This is a genomic window from Streptomyces sp. NPDC031100 (assembly GCF_055570785.1).
In genome coordinates this window covers 216628-233191 of record NZ_JBVIGN010000011.1, presented here as the reverse complement: position 1 = coordinate 233191, position 16564 = coordinate 216628, and the positions used below count along the sequence as shown (strand labels likewise).

At 70.8% G+C, this 16564-nt stretch carries 13 protein-coding genes, 2 tRNA genes and 1 pseudogene; 6 read left to right on the top strand and 10 right to left on the bottom strand.

Annotation, left to right across the window (positions count from 1 at the left end):
* Window positions 1–40 precede the first annotated feature (40 nt).
* Window positions 41–799 carry an IclR family transcriptional regulator gene (locus ACZ5DS_RS29475; RefSeq protein ID WP_468244348.1) on the top strand — a complete coding sequence of 253 codons (759 nt, stop codon included), beginning with the start codon at window positions 41–43 and terminating at the stop codon, window positions 797–799.
* 84 nt (window positions 800–883) lie between these two features.
* Window positions 884–957: transfer RNA gene (locus tag ACZ5DS_RS29470), tRNA-Lys, on the top strand.
* A gap of 57 nt (window positions 958–1014) precedes the next feature.
* On the opposite strand, the pseudogene ACZ5DS_RS29465 reads toward ACZ5DS_RS29470, so the two are convergent.
* The 5 genes and pseudogenes from ACZ5DS_RS29465 to ACZ5DS_RS29445 form a co-directional block, all read right to left on the bottom strand.
* Window positions 1015–2582, bottom strand: a pseudogene (locus ACZ5DS_RS29465) (AMP-binding protein); the annotation flags it as partial.
* A 21-nt stretch (window positions 2583–2603) separates the two neighbouring features.
* Window positions 2604–3065 (bottom strand): DUF3592 domain-containing protein, encoded by a 462-nt coding sequence (locus tag ACZ5DS_RS29460; RefSeq protein ID WP_468244346.1) that lies wholly within the window; start codon window positions 3063–3065, stop codon window positions 2604–2606.
* 88 nt (window positions 3066–3153) lie between these two features.
* The gene (locus ACZ5DS_RS29455; RefSeq protein ID WP_468244343.1) at window positions 3154–3768 is read right to left on the bottom strand and encodes a lytic polysaccharide monooxygenase auxiliary activity family 9 protein; all 615 of its coding nucleotides are present in this window, start codon (window positions 3766–3768) and stop codon (window positions 3154–3156) included.
* Between the two features lie 150 nt (window positions 3769–3918).
* A complete protein-coding gene (locus ACZ5DS_RS29450; protein WP_468244341.1) occupies window positions 3919–5106 on the bottom strand; it encodes an SPFH domain-containing protein in 1188 nt (395 codons plus the stop codon).
* Window positions 5107–5255: 149 nt separating this feature from the next.
* Window positions 5256–6311 carry a peptidoglycan-binding protein gene (locus ACZ5DS_RS29445; RefSeq protein ID WP_468244338.1) on the bottom strand — a complete coding sequence of 352 codons (1056 nt, stop codon included), beginning with the start codon at window positions 6309–6311 and terminating at the stop codon, window positions 5256–5258.
* Between the two features lie 185 nt (window positions 6312–6496).
* Here ACZ5DS_RS29445 and ACZ5DS_RS29440 point away from each other — a divergent pair.
* From ACZ5DS_RS29440 to glxA, 4 genes are all read left to right on the top strand, one after another.
* Window positions 6497–6570: transfer RNA gene (locus ACZ5DS_RS29440), tRNA-Lys, on the top strand.
* A gap of 171 nt (window positions 6571–6741) precedes the next feature.
* Window positions 6742–7431 carry a FadR/GntR family transcriptional regulator gene (locus ACZ5DS_RS29435; RefSeq protein ID WP_468244335.1) on the top strand — a complete coding sequence of 230 codons (690 nt, stop codon included), beginning with the start codon at window positions 6742–6744 and terminating at the stop codon, window positions 7429–7431.
* Between the two features lie 265 nt (window positions 7432–7696).
* Window positions 7697–9736 carry a glycosyltransferase family 2 protein gene (locus ACZ5DS_RS29430; RefSeq protein WP_468244333.1) on the top strand — a complete coding sequence of 680 codons (2040 nt, stop codon included), beginning with the start codon at window positions 7697–7699 and terminating at the stop codon, window positions 9734–9736.
* Window positions 9733–11670 (top strand): radical copper oxidase GlxA, encoded by a 1938-nt coding sequence (gene glxA, locus ACZ5DS_RS29425; protein WP_468244331.1) that lies wholly within the window; start codon window positions 9733–9735, stop codon window positions 11668–11670. The genes ACZ5DS_RS29430 and glxA overlap by 4 nt, the downstream gene beginning before the upstream one ends.
* Here glxA and ACZ5DS_RS29420 read toward each other — a convergent pair whose 3' ends face one another.
* The 5 genes from ACZ5DS_RS29420 to ACZ5DS_RS29400 form a co-directional block, all read right to left on the bottom strand.
* Window positions 11671–12696: a glycoside hydrolase family 6 protein gene (locus tag ACZ5DS_RS29420; protein WP_468244329.1), complete on the bottom strand. Its 1026-nt coding sequence runs from the start codon at window positions 12694–12696 to the stop codon at window positions 11671–11673.
* Between the two features lie 98 nt (window positions 12697–12794).
* Window positions 12795–13457, bottom strand: a complete 663-nt coding sequence (locus ACZ5DS_RS29415; RefSeq protein ID WP_468244327.1) for a class F sortase — start codon at window positions 13455–13457, stop codon at window positions 12795–12797.
* A gap of 15 nt (window positions 13458–13472) precedes the next feature.
* The gene (locus tag ACZ5DS_RS29410; protein ID WP_468244324.1) at window positions 13473–14018 is read right to left on the bottom strand and encodes a hypothetical protein; all 546 of its coding nucleotides are present in this window, start codon (window positions 14016–14018) and stop codon (window positions 13473–13475) included.
* A gap of 116 nt (window positions 14019–14134) precedes the next feature.
* Complete coding sequence (locus ACZ5DS_RS29405; RefSeq protein WP_468244321.1) at window positions 14135–14914, bottom strand: HAD-IIA family hydrolase; 780 nt, start codon at window positions 14912–14914, stop codon at window positions 14135–14137.
* Window positions 14915–15018: 104 nt separating this feature from the next.
* Entirely contained in the window at window positions 15019–16509 is a 1491-nt protein-coding gene (locus ACZ5DS_RS29400) for an alkaline phosphatase family protein (protein ID WP_468244318.1), read from the bottom strand.
* Window positions 16510–16564: the final 55 nt, after the last annotated feature.

The following is a 16564-nucleotide window of genomic DNA, read 5'->3' as shown; positions in this document are numbered from 1 at the left end:
GATTTCGCGGCCACAGACAGGCGAGCGCAGGGGGACCACCGTGGCGCTGATGCACGAGCCGACCGCCCCGAACCACTCCGCCCAGGACGCCCTTCGCGTCCTGGAGACCGTCGCCCGTCACCCCGCCGGCATCACCGACACCGAGCTGGCCCGCCGCACCCGCCTCAGGCCCGAGCGGCTGACCGCCCTTCTGCGCATGCTGCGCCGCGAGGGCTACGTCGAGCAGATCACCGACGGGGCGTACGTCACGGGCGACACCCTGCGCCGCCTCACCTCGGCACACGACCACGAGCGCGCCCTGCGCGACAAGCTCCAGCACACCCTGGACCGGCTGCGGGACTCGGTCGGCGCGGCCGTCTACCTGAGCCGGTACGTGGACGGCGAGGTCAGGGTCACCCAGTACGCCGCCGGGCCGGCCACCCCGGCGGTCAACGAGTGGGTCGACTTCCGCTACTCCGCCCACGCCACCGCCGCGGGCAAGAGCCTGCTGACCCAGCTCGACCACAACGGCCGCCGCGACCACCTCTCCCGGCACAAGATGGCCCGCCTCACCTCGCGCACCATCACCAGCGACAAGCTGCTGCTCTCCTGCCTGGAGTCCCAGCCGCCGACCGTGCCGGTGCTGGACCTCCAGGAGTACGCGATCGGCACGGTCTGCGCGGCCGTTCCGATCACCGCGGGCGCGTCGGTCGGCTGCCTGGCGCTGTCCCTCCCGGTGGAGCACGCGCACCGGCTGAAGCAGGCCGCGGACACGCTGAACCGCAATGCGGCACCGGTACTGCTCTCGCTCACGATCTAGGTGGTCACGAGCACCCGTCAGGACCAGGTAGTATTTTCTTCGTCGCCGGCCGCGGGAACAAAAACCGCGGAAGGCGAGAGTCATGCGCCGCTAGCTCAGTTGGTTAGAGCAGCTGACTCTTAATCAGCGGGTCCGGGGTTCGAGTCCCTGGCGGCGCACAGATGACGATGGCGAGCCACGTCCGCAGAAAGCGCGGACCTGGCTCGCCATCTCTGTTATTGCGCGGCTGCGCCGCGCGCAGTGGGGGCTCCGCCACCCACACCCCCTACTGACGGGCCCTTCGCGCAAGCGAGGGGCCCTTCGACGTCTTCCCTGCTCAGACGCCTGTAGGTGGATTCCCCGGGCGGCCGCCACCACACCGGGTCGGCGCACCGGAACCCCTCACGCCTGAGCTGCGCCCGATGGATCTTGTTGGTGGCCGTCACGGGCATCCGCTCCACCACCCGCACGAACCGGGGCGCCATCTTCGTGCCCAGGTCGGGCTGGGCCGCGAGGAACTCCGCGAAGCAGGCCGGATCGAAGGACCCGGCGATCGTCGCCATCACCTGATCGCCGGTGACCGGATCCGGCACCCCGTACACCGCAACGGCCACCGCCCCCTCGTACCGGGCGACGATGTTCTCGATCATCGCGGCGGCCAGGTTCTCCCCGTCGACCCGGATCCGGTCGTCGGTACGACCGGCGAAGTACAGGTACCCCTCGGCATCCCGGTAGAAGAGATCGCCGGTCCAGTAGGCCCCGCCCCGCCGCCGCTCGGCTTCAGCCGCGGGGTTCCGCCAGTACCCCTCGAAGGGACTGGGCCCCTGGTTCACAAGCTCCCTGATGGCCTCGTCACCGTCGAGGAGCTGCCCGGCGGCATCGGACTCGGCCACCGGACACTCCAGCCCCGTACCAGGACCGAGCACCACCAGGCCGGGCCCCGCAGGCCCCACCACCCCCGCCGGAGTCCCCGGCGCCCACTGGATCGCCGCCCCGCCCTCGGAGGAGCCGTACCCCTCCACCAGCCGCACCCCGAACCGCCGCTCGAAGGCCGCCGCGTCCACCGCCCCGGCCTCCGTCCCGAAACCGACCCGCAGCGGGTTGTCCCGGTCGTCGGGCCGCGCCTCGGTGGCGAGGAGGTACTGGATCGCCCGGCCCACATAGGTGAAGTACGTCGCCCGATAGCGGCGCACGTCCGCCAGGAACCCGGACGCCGAGAACCGCCGCCGCAGCGCCACCCCGGCCCCGGCGGCCAGCGCGGGCGCCCAGTCCGCGATCACCGCGTTGCCGTGGAACATCGGCATGCAGACGTAGTGCACGTCGTCCGGCCGCACCCCGAACTGCCCCACCAGCGCATACCCGGCGGCGGCCAGCCGCCCTTGGGAGCAGAGGGCGGCCTTGGGCGCACCGGTGGACCCGGAGGTGAAGTAGAGCAGCAACCGGTCGGCCGGGGCGGCCCGGGCGGGGTCGGGTACGACGCCGGCGTACGGGGCGAGCAGGTCGCCGTAGTCCGGGGTGTCCGTCACGAGGATCCGCACCCCCGGCAGGTCCAGCCCGGCCAGCAGCGGCAGGTGCGCCCGCTCGGTGACGAGCACCGGCACTCGGTGTGCCGGATGTCCCGGGCCGGCTCGGCGCCTGGGGGTCCCCCCGCGCGAGCGAAGCCGAGCGTAGGGGAGGGTGGGGTTGTCCCGGCGACGGCCGCTCCGGCCAGGGCGGCCGCCCCGAGCCACAGCGGGAACTCCTCGGTGTTGTCGAGCAGCACGCCGATGTGCGGTACGGCACCGGCGGGCAGCAGGTCGGCCAACGCCCCATCAGATGTGGATGGCTAGGGCAGGACCTCGTCCACTGCCGAGAACGTCAGGTGGGCGACGACCATGAAGGTGACGCAGCCCGCGATGAACACGCCGAAGAACGCCATCGCGCAGCCCGATTCGGCCGCGAGCCTGCCACGCGCCGGGGCGTGCGCCGTCGCCCGCTCGGGGCGATCGGCCGCGTAGTGCACGATGACGATGTCACCCTCGATCGTCGTCCCCGGCCCGTTGCTCTCCTCGAAGCGGACGGTACGACCCTCGCGGGTGGTGAACTCGTACACGTGGTGCAGCGTCGTGCTCACGGAGGTCTCACCACCGCCGCTCGTCGTGGTGTACGAGCGCAGACACCGCGCCTCGGCCGTCAGCCCACCGTTCCAGGCGCTGCGCACCTCCCGGGAGCGGCCGAGGATCCTGACCAGAGCGAAGACCGCAAAAGCGATCATGAGCGTCGGCACGATGTAGAAGAAGGCTTCCATGGGTCCCCCGGTGGTCGGTACGCCGCCCCGACGGATCGGCGTGGCGGAAACGTACCCCCACCGGGGGCCGGACTAGCTCAAGGGGGGCTCAGAAAGTGACGTCCGAGCAGGCGTAGAAGGCGTTGCCCGTGTCGGCGATCGTCCACACGGCGAGGATGACGTGGTGACCGCTCAGCCCGGACGGCAGGGTGCCGCTGTGGCTGAGGGTGGCCGGCGGGCGCTGGCCGTTGTACGGCACCGTCAGGAACGGGGTGGTGTTGAGGTCCGAGCGGGCGAGGGCGTGGTTCTGGTTCCAGCCCTGCTTGGTGACGTAGTACTTGAAGTCCGTCGTGGCGTGCATGGCGGTGAACTGCCAGCGGAAGGTGTACGACTGACCGCCGGTCACCTTGGTGGTGGGCCAGGCGGCGCCGGACGGTGTCTTCGGGGAGCTGAGCTGGGCGAAGCGGCTCAGGCCGCCGTTGCAGATCTGGCCGTCGGCGGGACCGGCGGCCGGGAAGCCCTTCGGCCCCTCGACGCTCTGCGGCTCCCACTGGATGTCGCCGCAGTTCGCCACGGTGCCGTTCTGGCAGAGCTTCTGCCTGCTGATGGGGAGGTCGGTGTAGCCGTGCCCGCTGGCGCCGCCGGTGGAGAGCGCGAAGGCTCCGGCGGTCACCACGCCCAGCACTAATGCGGATGATGCGGACAATCTGGTCTTGGTGCGCATGCTGCCGCTCCTGGAGAACGTGGGGGAGGTTCACTGAGCCGAGCCGTGCAGTAGGTCTAGACCAAGTCTCAGATTATTGCCGTGAGTTGGCCGTGTCCATATCAAGACGTGTCCATACCAATCGCGAGGCTGTCCCGAGCTGCCGGGCCGTCACACCGGCTCCCCGCGGCCCGAGCAGAACGCGACCGTCAGATCCCGGACGAGCACCTTGCGCTCGTAGTCGTCCAGTTCGACCAGGCCGCGCATGGTCAGCCGGGTCACCGTGTCCTCCACCGAGTCCACGACCGAGTTGAGCATCGTGGCCCGCTGCCGGGCGTCCAGCGCGGCCATCCGGCGCCGGTGCATCGCGGCGGCGACCTCGGGCGCGTACTCCACCCGGACCGGCTGCACCGAGAACACCTCCAGGCCGATCGGCCCTGCGTCCGCCGCCACCAGCCGGGTCAGCGTCTCCCCTGCCGCCGTCACCCCGCCCGGCGCCCCGCCCGGCGGATCCACCGGCACCCGGACGAGGGCCGCCTCCACGCACTCCCGCAGATAGCTCTCGTGGTCGTCGATGCCGAGCACGGCCCGCGCGGTGTCCCGCACCCGCCACACCACCAGCACCACCACCCGCAGCGCCACCCCGTTGGCGTCCGTCGCCGGCATCGCCTCGCTGCGCCAGTGCCGCAGCCGCACGTTCACCTTGCGGCGCACCAGCAGCGGGTTCACCCAGAGCAGGCCGGTGCGCCGGACCGTGCCCCGGTAGCGGCCGAACAGCCCCAGCAGCTTGGCCTGTCCGGTCCGGCCCCGGGCGAGCCCGCCGAAGCCGAGCACACCGAGCGCCCCGGCCCCGGCGTACGCCGCCCACTGCGCCGGGCCCACCCCTGCGCCCGTGTACGACGGCAGGCGCAGCGCCTGGGCCGCGAGCGGCGGCAGCACACCCGCCCACCACGAGGTGGCCAGGCACCCCGCGATGCCGCCCGCGCCGGCCAGCACTCCGGCGAGGCCGGGCAGCACCCGCGCCGGACGCTCCGCCAGTTCGGGGTCGACCTGCGGCACCGCGCGGCCGCGGGCCGGGGCCGGGCGCCTGAGGCGGGGCTGCTCTCCGGTGCCCTGCCGGCGGCCCACCACGGCGGGTTTCAGCGGCACCGACAGCGGCTCGGTGTCGTCACGGAAGAGCAGATGGACGGGGATCTCGGTGGTCGCCTCGTTCTGGATCAGCCGGGCCGGGCGGGCGGCCGTACCCGCCGTGCCCCCCGGGACTCCCGGACCCCCCAGGCCGACGTCCGGGCCCTCCGAGCCCGCCGGGCCCTCCGGCTGCTCCTCCGACTCGGACGTGTGCGACGTGGTCGTGCTCATGGGTGCCTCCAGCCTCCGCGCCAGATGCGTCATGACAGTGGGAGTGGGATCAGGGGGCCCGCCGCCTGCACGGACAGGCGGCGGGCCTACGCGAACGGACGGCGGGCCTGCGCGAACAGGCGGCACGCCCGTGTGCGCAGGCGGCGCGCCTACGCGAACAGCCGGCGCCAGGTCTCCGGGCCCGGATAGCCGTCCGCCGCGCCGCCCCGCCAGCCCTGGCTGCGCTGGAACGCCTCCACGGCCCGCCGGTCCGCTTCGCCCCAGCCGGGCCCCGGGCCGGTGTCGTAGAACCTGCCGAACCCTTTCTTCACGAGCTGCTTCCTCAGCTGGGTGACGTACTCGTTCTCCGCGCCCGGGCGGAAGAGGTTCCGGCCGGGATAGCCGGGGACGCCGTGCGAGGCGGGCCTGCCGGGCCGGGCGGGTCCCGCCGCCGCGGGCTTGCCGTGCTCCGCCTTGCCGTCGGCCGCGGTGGCTGCGGTCACGCCCTTGTAGCGGTAGGGGACGTACTTGTCGGCGTTGGTCCAGTAGGGGTACGGGGTGGCCTGGCTGCGGGCGTGCGGGGGTGTCTGTTCGTAGACCGTGTAGGTCTTGTGCGTGTAGTCCGTCCAGCCGCCGAAGATCACGACGTGGGAGCCCTTCTCGGGGTTGTCCGGGTTGTGGAAGAGGAGGATGTCGCCGGGCTGCAGCTCCTCCTTGGTGATCTTCACCCCGAACTCGCCGAGGCTGCCGGTCCACTCGTTGGTGCCCAGCCCCCAGGCCATGGAGACATAGCCCGAGCAGTCCTGCCGGTACCCGTCGCTCCAGTAGGAGGTCATGCTGTACGGCACCTTCGCGGCGACCCAGACCTTGGCCCGATTGATGATCTGGGCCCGGGTTGCGGCGGGGACATGGGCGGTCGAGGGGTCGGCCGGCTTGCCGCCCCGGCCGTGCAGCGGAGCCCGGGGGCCCTGCGGGGTGGCCGGTGCGCCGTCCGCCGCAGGGGCGCCGGGGCGGGGCGTGGCGTGGGGGGCGGCGAAGGCGGCGGCCGGGGAGACCGCGCCGAGGACGGCGGACGCGGCGGCGGCCACGACCACGACTCCTCGGGTCGCCGGGGGGCCGCCGAGGCGGCCGGACAGCGGCCGGGAGCTCGTCCGCCGTCCATGGACGCAGCCGGGGCAGCCGCAGTCGCTCACTGGATCGAACTCCTCGAACATCGGGGCGGTCATGCGATCTGCCTCACATTCGGGATGGATTTGTCCGCTCATGTGCACGTTGATCAGTTTCACAACTGTCGTCGGGGCGCGCATGTTGACGGTCCGAATGATGTACAGCGCCCCGCGACCCCTCCCCCGGCACCCGGACGTGGTCCGGAGCACCCTTCCCCGTCAGGTAGAGTTCTCTTTGTCAGCAGGCGCCGCTAGCTCAGTTGGTTAGAGCAGCTGACTCTTAATCAGCGGGTCCGGGGTTCGAGTCCCTGGCGGCGCACGATGACGATGGCGAGCCACGTCCGCAGAAAGCGCGGACCTGGCTCGCCATCTCTGTTATTGCGCGGCTGCGCCGCGCGCAGTGGGGGCTCCGCCACCCACACCCCCATCGAAGAAGGTCCCCCGTGCGAGCGGGGGACCTTCTTGCTGTTTGGCCGGATACCCTCTGGCCATGGCAGCTCGTGACCTCCAGGAGCGGATCAAGAGGCTCATCATCGACCGCAGGCTGCCCTCGGGCGCCCCGCTACCGACCGAGCCCGAGCTGATGGAGTTCCTCGGGGCGAGCCGGAACTCGGTGCGGGAGGCGCTGAAGGCGCTCCAGGCGATGGGGATCGTGGAGATCCGGCACGGGTTCGGGACGTACGTCGGCCCGATGTCGCTCGCCCCGATGATCGAGGGGCTCGCCTTCCGCACGGTCGCCGGGCACTACCGCGGCGAGGACTCCCTGCTCCAGCTGCTGGAACTGCGCGAGGCCGTGGAGACGGGACTGGTCTCGCGGCTGGCCGGCCGGCTGCCGGAGGCCGACCTCGTCGCGCTGGACGACCTCGTGACCCGGATGGACCGGGAGGCCGCCGGGGGACGCAGCCTCGCCGACACCGACCGCGCGTTTCACGCCACCTTGTACCGGGGGCTGGACAACGTGTTGCTGAGCGAGGTGCTGGAGGCGTTCTGGGACGCCTTTCACCGCGTCCAGCAGGACCTGGTGGACGTGCCGCAGGATCCGCGGGTCACCTGCCGCCAGCATCGCGAGATCCTCGACGCCGTGCGCTCCGGTGATTCCATACGGGCGGAGAAGGCCATAAGAGATCACTTCGGCAACATCCGTGCCCGGCTGTCCCCTGCAGCCGTGTTTGACCGGTAAACATCGCGTTGCGCGACTTGCGATCACACTGGACGCCGTAGAACCCTTGATGTGCAACGTGCCGCCGATTGGCGGTGGTTGGGGGGCAAGTAACCGGTTGCGGATTCTTTGGGACGGGGGGTCCCGTTTCGTGACCGGATGCCGAGGGGAGCAGTCCGTAACCGGAACGGCACGGTTCCATGTCGCCGAGGCGTGGAAGACATGGGGACGGTGACCACCAGGACCGCAGCAGACACGCGCTGAGCCGCGTGTGGGGGGATGAGTCATGACGTCGACGCCGAGGGGCGCCGGGCATAGCCCTGGCACGTCACAGAACGCGCACGATCGATCACAAACGATGCATCTTCGGCCGTCCGGGTACCGGACCGGCACCACGGGGGCGTTCCGCAGGATCAAGAAGAGCCTGCCGAGATACGACTACGAGCACTACAGCCGGCTCGCCGGCCCCCTCACCCAGCCCGACCCGGGCAAGCCGTACAAGGTGCAGTACCGGTCGCTGCTCTCGCAGGAGCCGCACCGCATACGCGCCGCCCTCATGCTGAGTGCGGCCCCGCTGCTGTCGCTGGTCCTGCTGGCCTGGCTGCTCCAGCCCGAGCACTGGACCGAACGGGACTACCCGGCCTACGACTTCCTGCCGGCGCTGGACGTCGTCATGCTGGTGTCGATCGGTCTGATCGAGTTCTTCCGCTGTATGAACGTGCTGTCGAACGCGCACGCCACCCTCGTCGCCCGCGACCCGATACCGGTCGTGCCCGAGAGCGGCACCCGCGTCGCCTTCCTCACCTCCTTCGTGCCCGGCAAGGAGCCGCTGGAGATGGTGACGAAGACCCTGGAGGCGGCGGTCCGGCTGCGTCACCGGGGCCTGCTGCACGTCTGGCTGCTGGACGAGGGCGACGACCCGGCCGTCAAGCAGGTCTGCGCACGGCTCGGCGTGCACCACTTCTCCCGCAAGGGCGTCGCCAGGTGGAACCAGCCCAAGGGCCCGCACCGCGCCAGGACCAAGCACGGCAACTACAACGCCTGGCTGGAGGCGCACGGCGAGGCGTACGACTTCTTCGCCTCCGTCGACACCGACCACGTACCGCTGCCCAACTACCTGGAGCGGATGCTCGGCTACTTCCGCGACCCGGACGTCGGCTTCGTCATCGGCCCGCAGGTCTACGGCAACTACGACACGTTCGTCACCAAGGCCGCCGAGTCGCAGCAGTTCCTCTTCCACGCCCTCATCCAGCGCGCCGGCAACCGCTACGGCGCCCCGATGTTCGTGGGTACGTCGAACGCCGTACGCATCCGGGCCATCAAGCAGATCGGCGGCCTGTACGACTCCATCACGGAGGACATGGCCACCGGGTTCGAGATGCACCGCGCCAAGAACCCGGCGACGGGCCGCAAGTGGCGGTCCGTGTACACCCCGGACGTCCTCGCCGTCGGGGAGGGGCCGAACGCCTGGACCGACTTCTTCACCCAGCAGCTGCGCTGGTCCCGGGGCACGTACGAGACGATCCTCAAGCAGTACTGGAAGGGCTTCTTCTCGCTGCCGCCCGGCAAGCTCTTCAACTACACGATGATGATCATCTTCTATCCGATGTCCGCCCTCAACTGGATCCTCGCGGCACTGAGCTGCGCGCTGTTCCTGGGCCTCGGCGCATCGGGTGTGAACATCGACCCGACTGTCTGGCTGATGCTGTACGGCAACGCCTCCGCACTCCAGATCGGCCTGTACATCTGGAACCGGCGGCACAACGTCTCCCCGCACGAGCCGGAGGGCTCCGGCGGTGTCGCGGGCATGGTGATGTCCGCCCTGTCCGCGCCGATCTACGCGCGCTCCCTCATGGACGCCGTACTGCGCCGCAAGAGCAAGTTCGTGGTGACGCCCAAGGGCGAATCGGCCAGCCCCGACACGCTGTTCGGGACCTTCCGGATCCACTGGTTCTTCATCCTGGTCTTCGCCGGCTCGCTCGCCGCCGGCTTCGCGTTCGGGCACTCCCACCCGGCGATGACCGTCTGGGCGGCCTTCGCCCTGCTGATCACCGCCTCACCGATCGTCGCCTGGCGGCACGCGCTGCGGCAGGAGAAGAAGAAGTCCCGGCAGGCGGCGGCCGTGGCCGCGGGCGCACCTGCGTCGGCACCGGCGCTGCCGGAGCCGCAGGACGCGGTGCCCGCGCACTACGCGGCCCGTGCGCCGCACGCCCCGCAGCGGCGGCCCACCTGGGCGGCCTCGCCGCGGGGAGCGGGCGGGGGCCCTGGGGAGGACGAACAGACCATGCAGATCGCTCTGGGTGGACTGGGGGGACGTAAGGAATGAAGGACCAGGCCGGCCGCCGCCGTGCGCGTCGATTCGCCGTAGGCACGGCGGTGGTCCTCGCGCTGGCCGGGATGAACGGGCCGTGGCTGTACCGCTTCGGAACCGAGCAGTACCACCAGTACAAGATCAACAAGCCGGAGTACAAGGCCGCCAACGGCCACTGGGACATCATCGAGTTCCCCGAGGAGTACCGCCAGGACACCATCCATGCGGCGCTCCTGCACACCGGCAAGGTGCTGCTCGTCGCCGGCTCGGGCAACAACCAGGACAACTTCGACGCGAAGAAGTTCGACACCCGGATCTGGGACCCGGTCAAGGGCACGATCAAGAGGATTCCCACGCCCAGCGACCTGTTCTGCACCGGTCACACCCAGCTGGCCAACGGCAATCTGCTGATCGCGGGCGGCACCAGGCGGTACGAGAAGCTCAAGGGCGACGTCACCAAGGCCGGCGGCCTGATGATCGTCCACAACGAGAACCCGGACAAACCGGTCACGCTGCCCGCGGGCACGACGTTCACCGGCAAGAGCAACGGCAAGACGTTCGTCTCCAAGGACCCGGTGCTCGTACCGCGCGCGAAGAAGGTCTTCGACCCGAAGACGGGGGCGTGGCTGCGCAACGACCCGGGGCTCGGCCGTATCTACGTCGAGGCGCAGCGCAGCGGCACCAGATACGAGACCGGCACCCAGGACAACTACCGGATCCAGGGCCTGACCGGCGTCGACGCGCGCAACACGTACGGCATCGCGCAGAAGCTCGCCCTCGACAAGAAGGACTTCCAGGGCATCCGCGACGCCTACGAGTTCGACCCGGTCGCCGAGCGGTACATCAAGGTCGACCCGATGAACGAGGCCCGCTGGTACCCGACGCTCACGACGCTGTCGGACGGGAAGATCCTCAGCGTCTCCGGGCTCGACGACATCGGCCAGCTGGTCCCGGGCAAGAACGAGATATTCGACCCCGAGACCAGGAAGTGGACGTACACAAGGACGATCCGGCAGTTCCCGACCTATCCGGCGCTGTTCCTGATGCAGAACGGGAAGATCTTCTACTCGGGGTCCAACGCGGGGTACGGACCGGACGACGTGGGCCGCGATCCCGGGATCTGGGACGTCGACACCAACAGGTTCACCAAGCTGCCCGGGCTCAGTGACCCCACCATGATGGAGACGTCCGGGACCGTGCTGCTGCCTCCGGCCCAGGACGAGAAGTACCTGGTGGTCGGCGGGGGCGGGGTCGGTGAGTCGAAGCTGTCGAGCAGGAGGACGCGGCTGATCGACCTGAAGGCGAGGAATCCGCGCTTCACCGACGGGCCCGAGCTGGCGCAGGGGACGCGGTATCCGCAGTCCTCGATCCTGCCCGACGACTCCGTGCTGGTGTCCGGCGGCTCTCAGGACTACCGGGGGCGCAGCGACTCCAACATCCTGCAGGCCCGGCTGTACCACCCGGACGGCAACCGTTTCACGCGGGTCGCCGATCCGCTGGTGGGGCGCAACTACCACTCCGGGTCGATCCTGCTGCCGGACGGGCGGGTGATGTTCTTCGGCTCCGACTCGCTCTACGGCGACAAGGCGAACACCAAGCCGGGGAAGTTCGAGCAGCGGATCGAGATCTACACACCGCCGTATCTGTACCGGAACGCGCGGCCGACCTTGAGCGGAGGGCCGCGGACGATCGCCCGCGGCGCCTCCGGGACGTTCACCTCTCGGCATGCGTCGAGCATCAAGAAGGTGCGGTTGATCCGGCCGAGCGCCTCGACGCATGTGACGGATGTGGATCAGCGGTCGATCGCCCTGGACTTCAGGACCTCCGGCGACAAGATCACAGTGACCGTCCCCACGAACCGGAACCTGGTGCAGTCCGGGTGGTACATGCTGTTCGTGGACGACGACCAGGGGACGCCGTCGAAGGCCCAGTGGGTCAGGGTTCCGTAGCTACTTGCTGTTCCTGGCCAGGGCGAGTGCATAACTCGCCCACCATTCCCCCGCCTTCGGGCCTCCCTTGCAGGTGCCGTCGGACTCGCCGGGTCGTTTGACCCACAGGTAGGCGTCCACCAGCGGGTCCGCCGTCTTCGTCGTCGGGGGCTCCCCCAGCGCCCTGCCCGGCGGGTTGCACCACCGCTCGGCCGGGTTGCCCTGTGCGTACGGGCCGTTGCCGTTGCGGCTGGTGTCGATGACGAAGTGCCGGTTGCCGACCTTCGCCGAGAGCTGCCTGCCGTAGGCGAGGGAGTCCTCGGTGGAGTAGAAGTTGGAGACGTTGACGGCGAAGCCGTCGGCCTGGTCGACGCCTGCCTGCCGGAGCGGCTGGAAGATCTGGTCGGGGTGGCCCCAGCCGGCGTTGCCCGCGTCCAGGTAGACCTTGGTGTTCTTCAGGGACTTGAGCTTGGCGACGGCGCCCTTGAGGAGGTCGTAGCGCTCCTCGTGGAACCGAGCCGGGGTGCAGCCGTCGACGAGGTGGAGTACGGCGTCCGGTTCGAGGACGACGGTGGCGGGGCGGTCGCCGATGCCCCGGGCGACGGCGTCGATCCAGGCGCGGTAGGCGTTGCCGTCGGCCGCGCCGCCCTGCGAGTACTGGCCGCAGTCGCGGTGCGGGATGTTGTAGAGGACGAGCAGGGCCGTGCGGTCGGACTTCTGGGCGGCCTCGGTGAAGCCGCGGGCCTCCGCCTGCGGGTTCTCCGAGCCGATCCACTCCCCCGTCGGCTGCTCGGCGATCTTCCGGATCTGCTCGGCCGCGCTCTTCTTCCCGGCCTTCTCGTAGGCGGCGAGCTGGCGGGCCGCGGTGCCGTCCGGGTTGACCCAGAACGGGTCGGCGGACTTGGGTTGTTGGGTGATCGCGGCGCCGGGATCGGCCGGCTTGCCCCCGTCTCCGGACGAGCATCCGGCGAGCAGCAGTGCCGCCCCCAGCACCGCCGCGGACGCCCGTGCCCGTGCCGAAGTCCGGACCCCCCTGGTCTCGTACATGCGATTCCCCCCTGGGCGCATTGTTCCGGGTGCCAATCGTGGCATACCGCCCGTGCCGGACACGAGGTCGCGCGGGCGGTCACTGGGTCGCGCAAGTTCTAGGGTCCGGTGCCGGTGAGGTAGGCCGAGACCACCACGTTCGCCGTGTAACTGCGGCTCGTCCGGTCGAAGGTGCCGCCGCAGGTGATGAGGCGGAGTTCGGCGCGGCCCGGCTTGCGGGGGCCGTAGGCCTGCTGGGCGTCGAAGTCGTCGCGGGCCAAAACGCGGATGTCGTCGATGGTGAAGCGGGCGATCCGGCCGTCCGCGCGGAACACGCGGACCGTCTCGCCGGGCTTGAGGGTGCTGAGCTTGTAGAAGACGGCGGGCCGGGTCTCGGTGTCGACGTGGCCGACCATCAGCGCGGCCCCGGCCGCGCCGGGCGCGGTCCCGGAGGCGTACCAGCCGACCACCCCGGGCCGGTTGAGCGGCGGCGGATCGACGGCGCCCCGGTTGTCCAGACCCCGGGCCATCACGGGGGCCTGCACGCCCAGTTCGGGGATGTCGATGCGCTGCGGGGCCGCGGCGCCGAGCGGCTTGGCCGGGGGCGGCAGCGGGGCCGTCGCGGTGCCGAGCCCGGCCACGTCGCCCGTGCCGGGCCCGGCCGGGCTCTGCGGTACGCCGGTCACGCTGCGGCCCCACAGCCACAGCCCGGCCAGCAGGACCGCCCAGGCCAGGACGGTGACCAGGCGCCCGGTGCCGGAGCTGCGCCCGTCGTCGGACATGGCGGCGGCGCGCCTTTAGTCCGTGCCGGGGCTCCGGCGGGCTTTGAGCAGCCCGACGGCGGCCGCGGCGACCCCGGCGAGGGTCAGGCCGGTCACCGCCTGGGCGGTGTCGGGGCCGGACTCGTCGGTGGCCACCGTGGCGAAGTGCGCGGTGCCGCCGCCACCGGCGTGGACCGGGGCGACGGGCGAGGCGGACGCGCCGTACGGCTGCCCGGCCGGGCCGGAGGACTTGTCCACGACGGTGACCGTGCCGGTCATGACGGAGTCGGAGCAGCTGATCCGCACGGTGTAGGCGCCCGGTTCCAGCGCGGAGCGGATGCGGGTCTCGCCGGTCAGCGTGCCCTGGCCACCCGTCAGCCGTGCGTCGGAGACGAAGGCGGACGAGGCGGCGGTGCCCTGCGCTCCGGTGCAGCCGCTGACCCGCAGCGAGACATCGCCGCCGGGGACCGGGGAGGCCGGGGTCACGGCGACTCCGTGGCCGTCGTCGGCCGCGTGCGCCGCCGGGGTGAGGGCGGCGACGGCCAGGAGTCCTGTACAAAGAGTGAGGCGTAGTGAGCCCATCGTGAACCTCCAGATACTGGGAGGCTCCCCCGTACGGCGCGCCTCCGCATCCTCGGGAGGCGCGCGATTGCTCCGTTCGGGTGGTACGGGGCGCGCGCAGGGTTTGAAGTGCCTGCTCAGACGAGGTCGACGAGGTCCGCGATGGAATCGACGACCTGGGAGGGGCGGAAGGGGTGGCGGTCGACGTCCTCGGGCTGGGTGACGCCGGTCAGCACCAGGAAGGTGCGCATCCCTGCCTCCAGGCCCGCGAGGACGTCGGTGTCCATGCGGTCGCCGATCATCGCGGAGGTCTCGGAGTGGGCGCCGATCGCGTTGAGTCCGGCCCGCATCATCAGCGGGTTGGGCTTGCCGACGAAGTACGGCTGCTTGCCGGTCGCGGCGGTGATCAGCGCGGCGACCGAGCCGGTGGCGGGCAGGTCGCCCTCGGTGGAGGGGCCGACGTTGTCGGGGTTGGTGGCGATGAACCGGGCACCGTTGTTGATCAGGCGTACGGCCTTGGTCAGGGCCTCGAAGGAGTAGGTGCGGGTCTCGCCGAGGATCACGAAGTCGGGGTCGTGGTCGGTGAGGATGTAGCCGATGTCGTGCAGTGCGGTGGTCAGGCCCGCCTCGCCGATGACGTAGGCGCTGCCGCCGGGCCGCTGGTCGTCCAGGAACTGGGCGGTGGCCAGGGCGGAGGTCCAGATGTTCTCCACCGGCACGTCCAGGCCCATCCGGCGCAGCCGGGCGTGCAGGTCACGGGCGGTATAGATGGAGTTGTTGGTGAGCACCAGGAAGGGCCGCCCGGACTCGCGCAGCTTCTTCAGGAAGGCGTCGGCGCCGGGGATCGGAACCCCCTCGTGGATCAGGACGCCGTCCATGTCGGTGAGCCACGACTCGATGGGCTTGCGGTCTGCCATGTGCTTGGGTCTCCTGCGTGCGTACGGACCAAGAAGCGGGGGCGCCGGAACCACGGCGTACCGACGCCCCCCAGCCTAATCAGAACGACTGATCCTGACCCTGGTCAGGACTGGGTGATCCGTACTCCGTCGATCACCCAGTACCAGTTGTTCCCGCCGGTGTAACGGAAGCGGACGCGGACCGAGGTGGCACCCGCCGGGACCTGGAGCGTGACGGTCTCCGTGCGGGAGGGGACGTCGGCGGTGTAGGTGCGGACGGAGACGGGGGCGGCGCCGTCGTAGGAGACGAGGACCTCGCCCTTCTGCGGGGACTCCTGCCGGTAGTAGGTGATGTAGCCGAGGGTGGCGGTGCGGCCGCCGGTGACCGGGTAGGCGGGGCTGACGAGGGTGGAGTCGAAGGTGCCGGTGAGGGCCTTGTCGTTCCACTCGTCGCCGTCGGCGACCGCGAAGACGTTCCGGGCGCGGACGTTGCACTCGCGGTTCTGGTCGCGCTGGGCCTGGGTCCAGAACTCGTCGGTGGTGAAGGACCAGCCGCGCCACTCGGTGACCCCGCCGGTGCCCATCGCGGAGTTGTCGACCGACCAGCCGGCGGGCGGGGTGTGGGTGAAGCCGAGGATGCTCGCCGGGATGCCGGTCTCGTCCACGCGGGACTGCAACTGGCCGCGCAGGGCGTCGAAGTCGTCGGGGGCGGGCTGCTGGACCGGGCGGCCGTCCAGGCCCCAGGCGGGGTCGATCGCGATGCCCAGGTGGGCGAGCGCGGAGGCGGCGACGTCCGGCATCTTCACGTCGTAGCGGACCGAACCGGCCGCCAGGGTGGGCCCGGTGGCGATCAGGAAGGTCTGGCGCTCCTGCAGGGTGGAGCCGCCGTGGCCGCCGGCGTCGGTGTGACCGTGGTCGGCGGTGACCATGATCAGCCAGTCCTCGGTGGCGTAGGTCGCCCGGGACCGGACGGCGGCCACCATCTGCCCGACCTGGGCGTCGGCGCCGTGGATGGCGTCCAGGTACTGCTGGGAGGCGGCGCCGTAGCTGTGGCCGGCGTGGTCGATGTTGTCGAGCTGGACGAAGACCGCGTCCGGGTTGCCGTCCCGCAGCTGGGCGACCGCGCGGGAGGTGGTGCCGGTGTCGTACTCGGCACTCGGGGTGGAGACCCGGGTGTCGACCTTGGACGAGAAGACCGTGTCGGTGATCGGCGCCCAGGAGGAGACGGCGTACGTGGACAGGGAGGGCTTCGCCGTCTCGACGCGGGTGAGGAAGTCCGGGTACTGCGCGAACTTGGCGCCGGTGAAGGTGTTGTCCTTGACGTTGTGCTTGTCGGGCCAGACGCCGGTGATGATGGTCGACCAGCCGGGGCCGGACATGGTGGGCGCGAGCGGGTTGGCGTAGATGCTGCTGGGCGCGGTGAGACCGGCGGCCATCAGGGCGTCGAGGTTCGGGGCGTCGGCGTCCTTGATGCGGGTCAGCAGGGCGCCGTCCAGGCCGATCACCAGGACCTTGGGGGTCGTGGCGGCGGCTCGGGCGAGTGCGGTGAGCGGGCCGGCGGTGGCGGCGACCGCGGCGGCGGAGACGAGGAAGGTACGGCGGGACAGGCTGGGCACGGAGTCCTCCGGAGGAGAGGGTGGACGTGCAGGGCGGTGGTCATGACACCGCCCC

Bases quoted from the DNA above. Each gene is read 5' to 3' on its own strand.
- ACZ5DS_RS29460 (WP_468244346.1), bottom strand. From the start codon at position 3,065: ATGGAAGCCTTCTTCTACATCGTGCCGACGCTCATGATCGCTTTTGCG.
- ACZ5DS_RS29455 (WP_468244343.1), bottom strand. From the start codon at position 3,768: ATGCGCACCAAGACCAGATTGTCCGCATCATCCGCATTAGTGCTGGGC.
- ACZ5DS_RS29450 (WP_468244341.1), bottom strand. From the start codon at position 5,106: ATGAGCACGACCACGTCGCACACGTCCGAGTCGGAGGAGCAGCCGGAG.
- ACZ5DS_RS29445 (WP_468244338.1), bottom strand. From the start codon at position 6,311: ATGACCGCCCCGATGTTCGAGGAGTTCGATCCAGTGAGCGACTGCGGC.
- ACZ5DS_RS29435 (WP_468244335.1), top strand. From the start codon at position 6,742: ATGGCAGCTCGTGACCTCCAGGAGCGGATCAAGAGGCTCATCATCGAC.
- ACZ5DS_RS29430 (WP_468244333.1), top strand. From the start codon at position 7,697: ATGACGTCGACGCCGAGGGGCGCCGGGCATAGCCCTGGCACGTCACAG.
- glxA (WP_468244331.1), top strand. From the start codon at position 9,733: ATGAAGGACCAGGCCGGCCGCCGCCGTGCGCGTCGATTCGCCGTAGGC.
- ACZ5DS_RS29420 (WP_468244329.1), bottom strand. From the start codon at position 12,696: ATGTACGAGACCAGGGGGGTCCGGACTTCGGCACGGGCACGGGCGTCC.
- ACZ5DS_RS29415 (WP_468244327.1), bottom strand. From the start codon at position 13,457: ATGTCCGACGACGGGCGCAGCTCCGGCACCGGGCGCCTGGTCACCGTC.
- ACZ5DS_RS29410 (WP_468244324.1), bottom strand. From the start codon at position 14,018: ATGGGCTCACTACGCCTCACTCTTTGTACAGGACTCCTGGCCGTCGCC.
- ACZ5DS_RS29405 (WP_468244321.1), bottom strand. From the start codon at position 14,914: ATGGCAGACCGCAAGCCCATCGAGTCGTGGCTCACCGACATGGACGGC.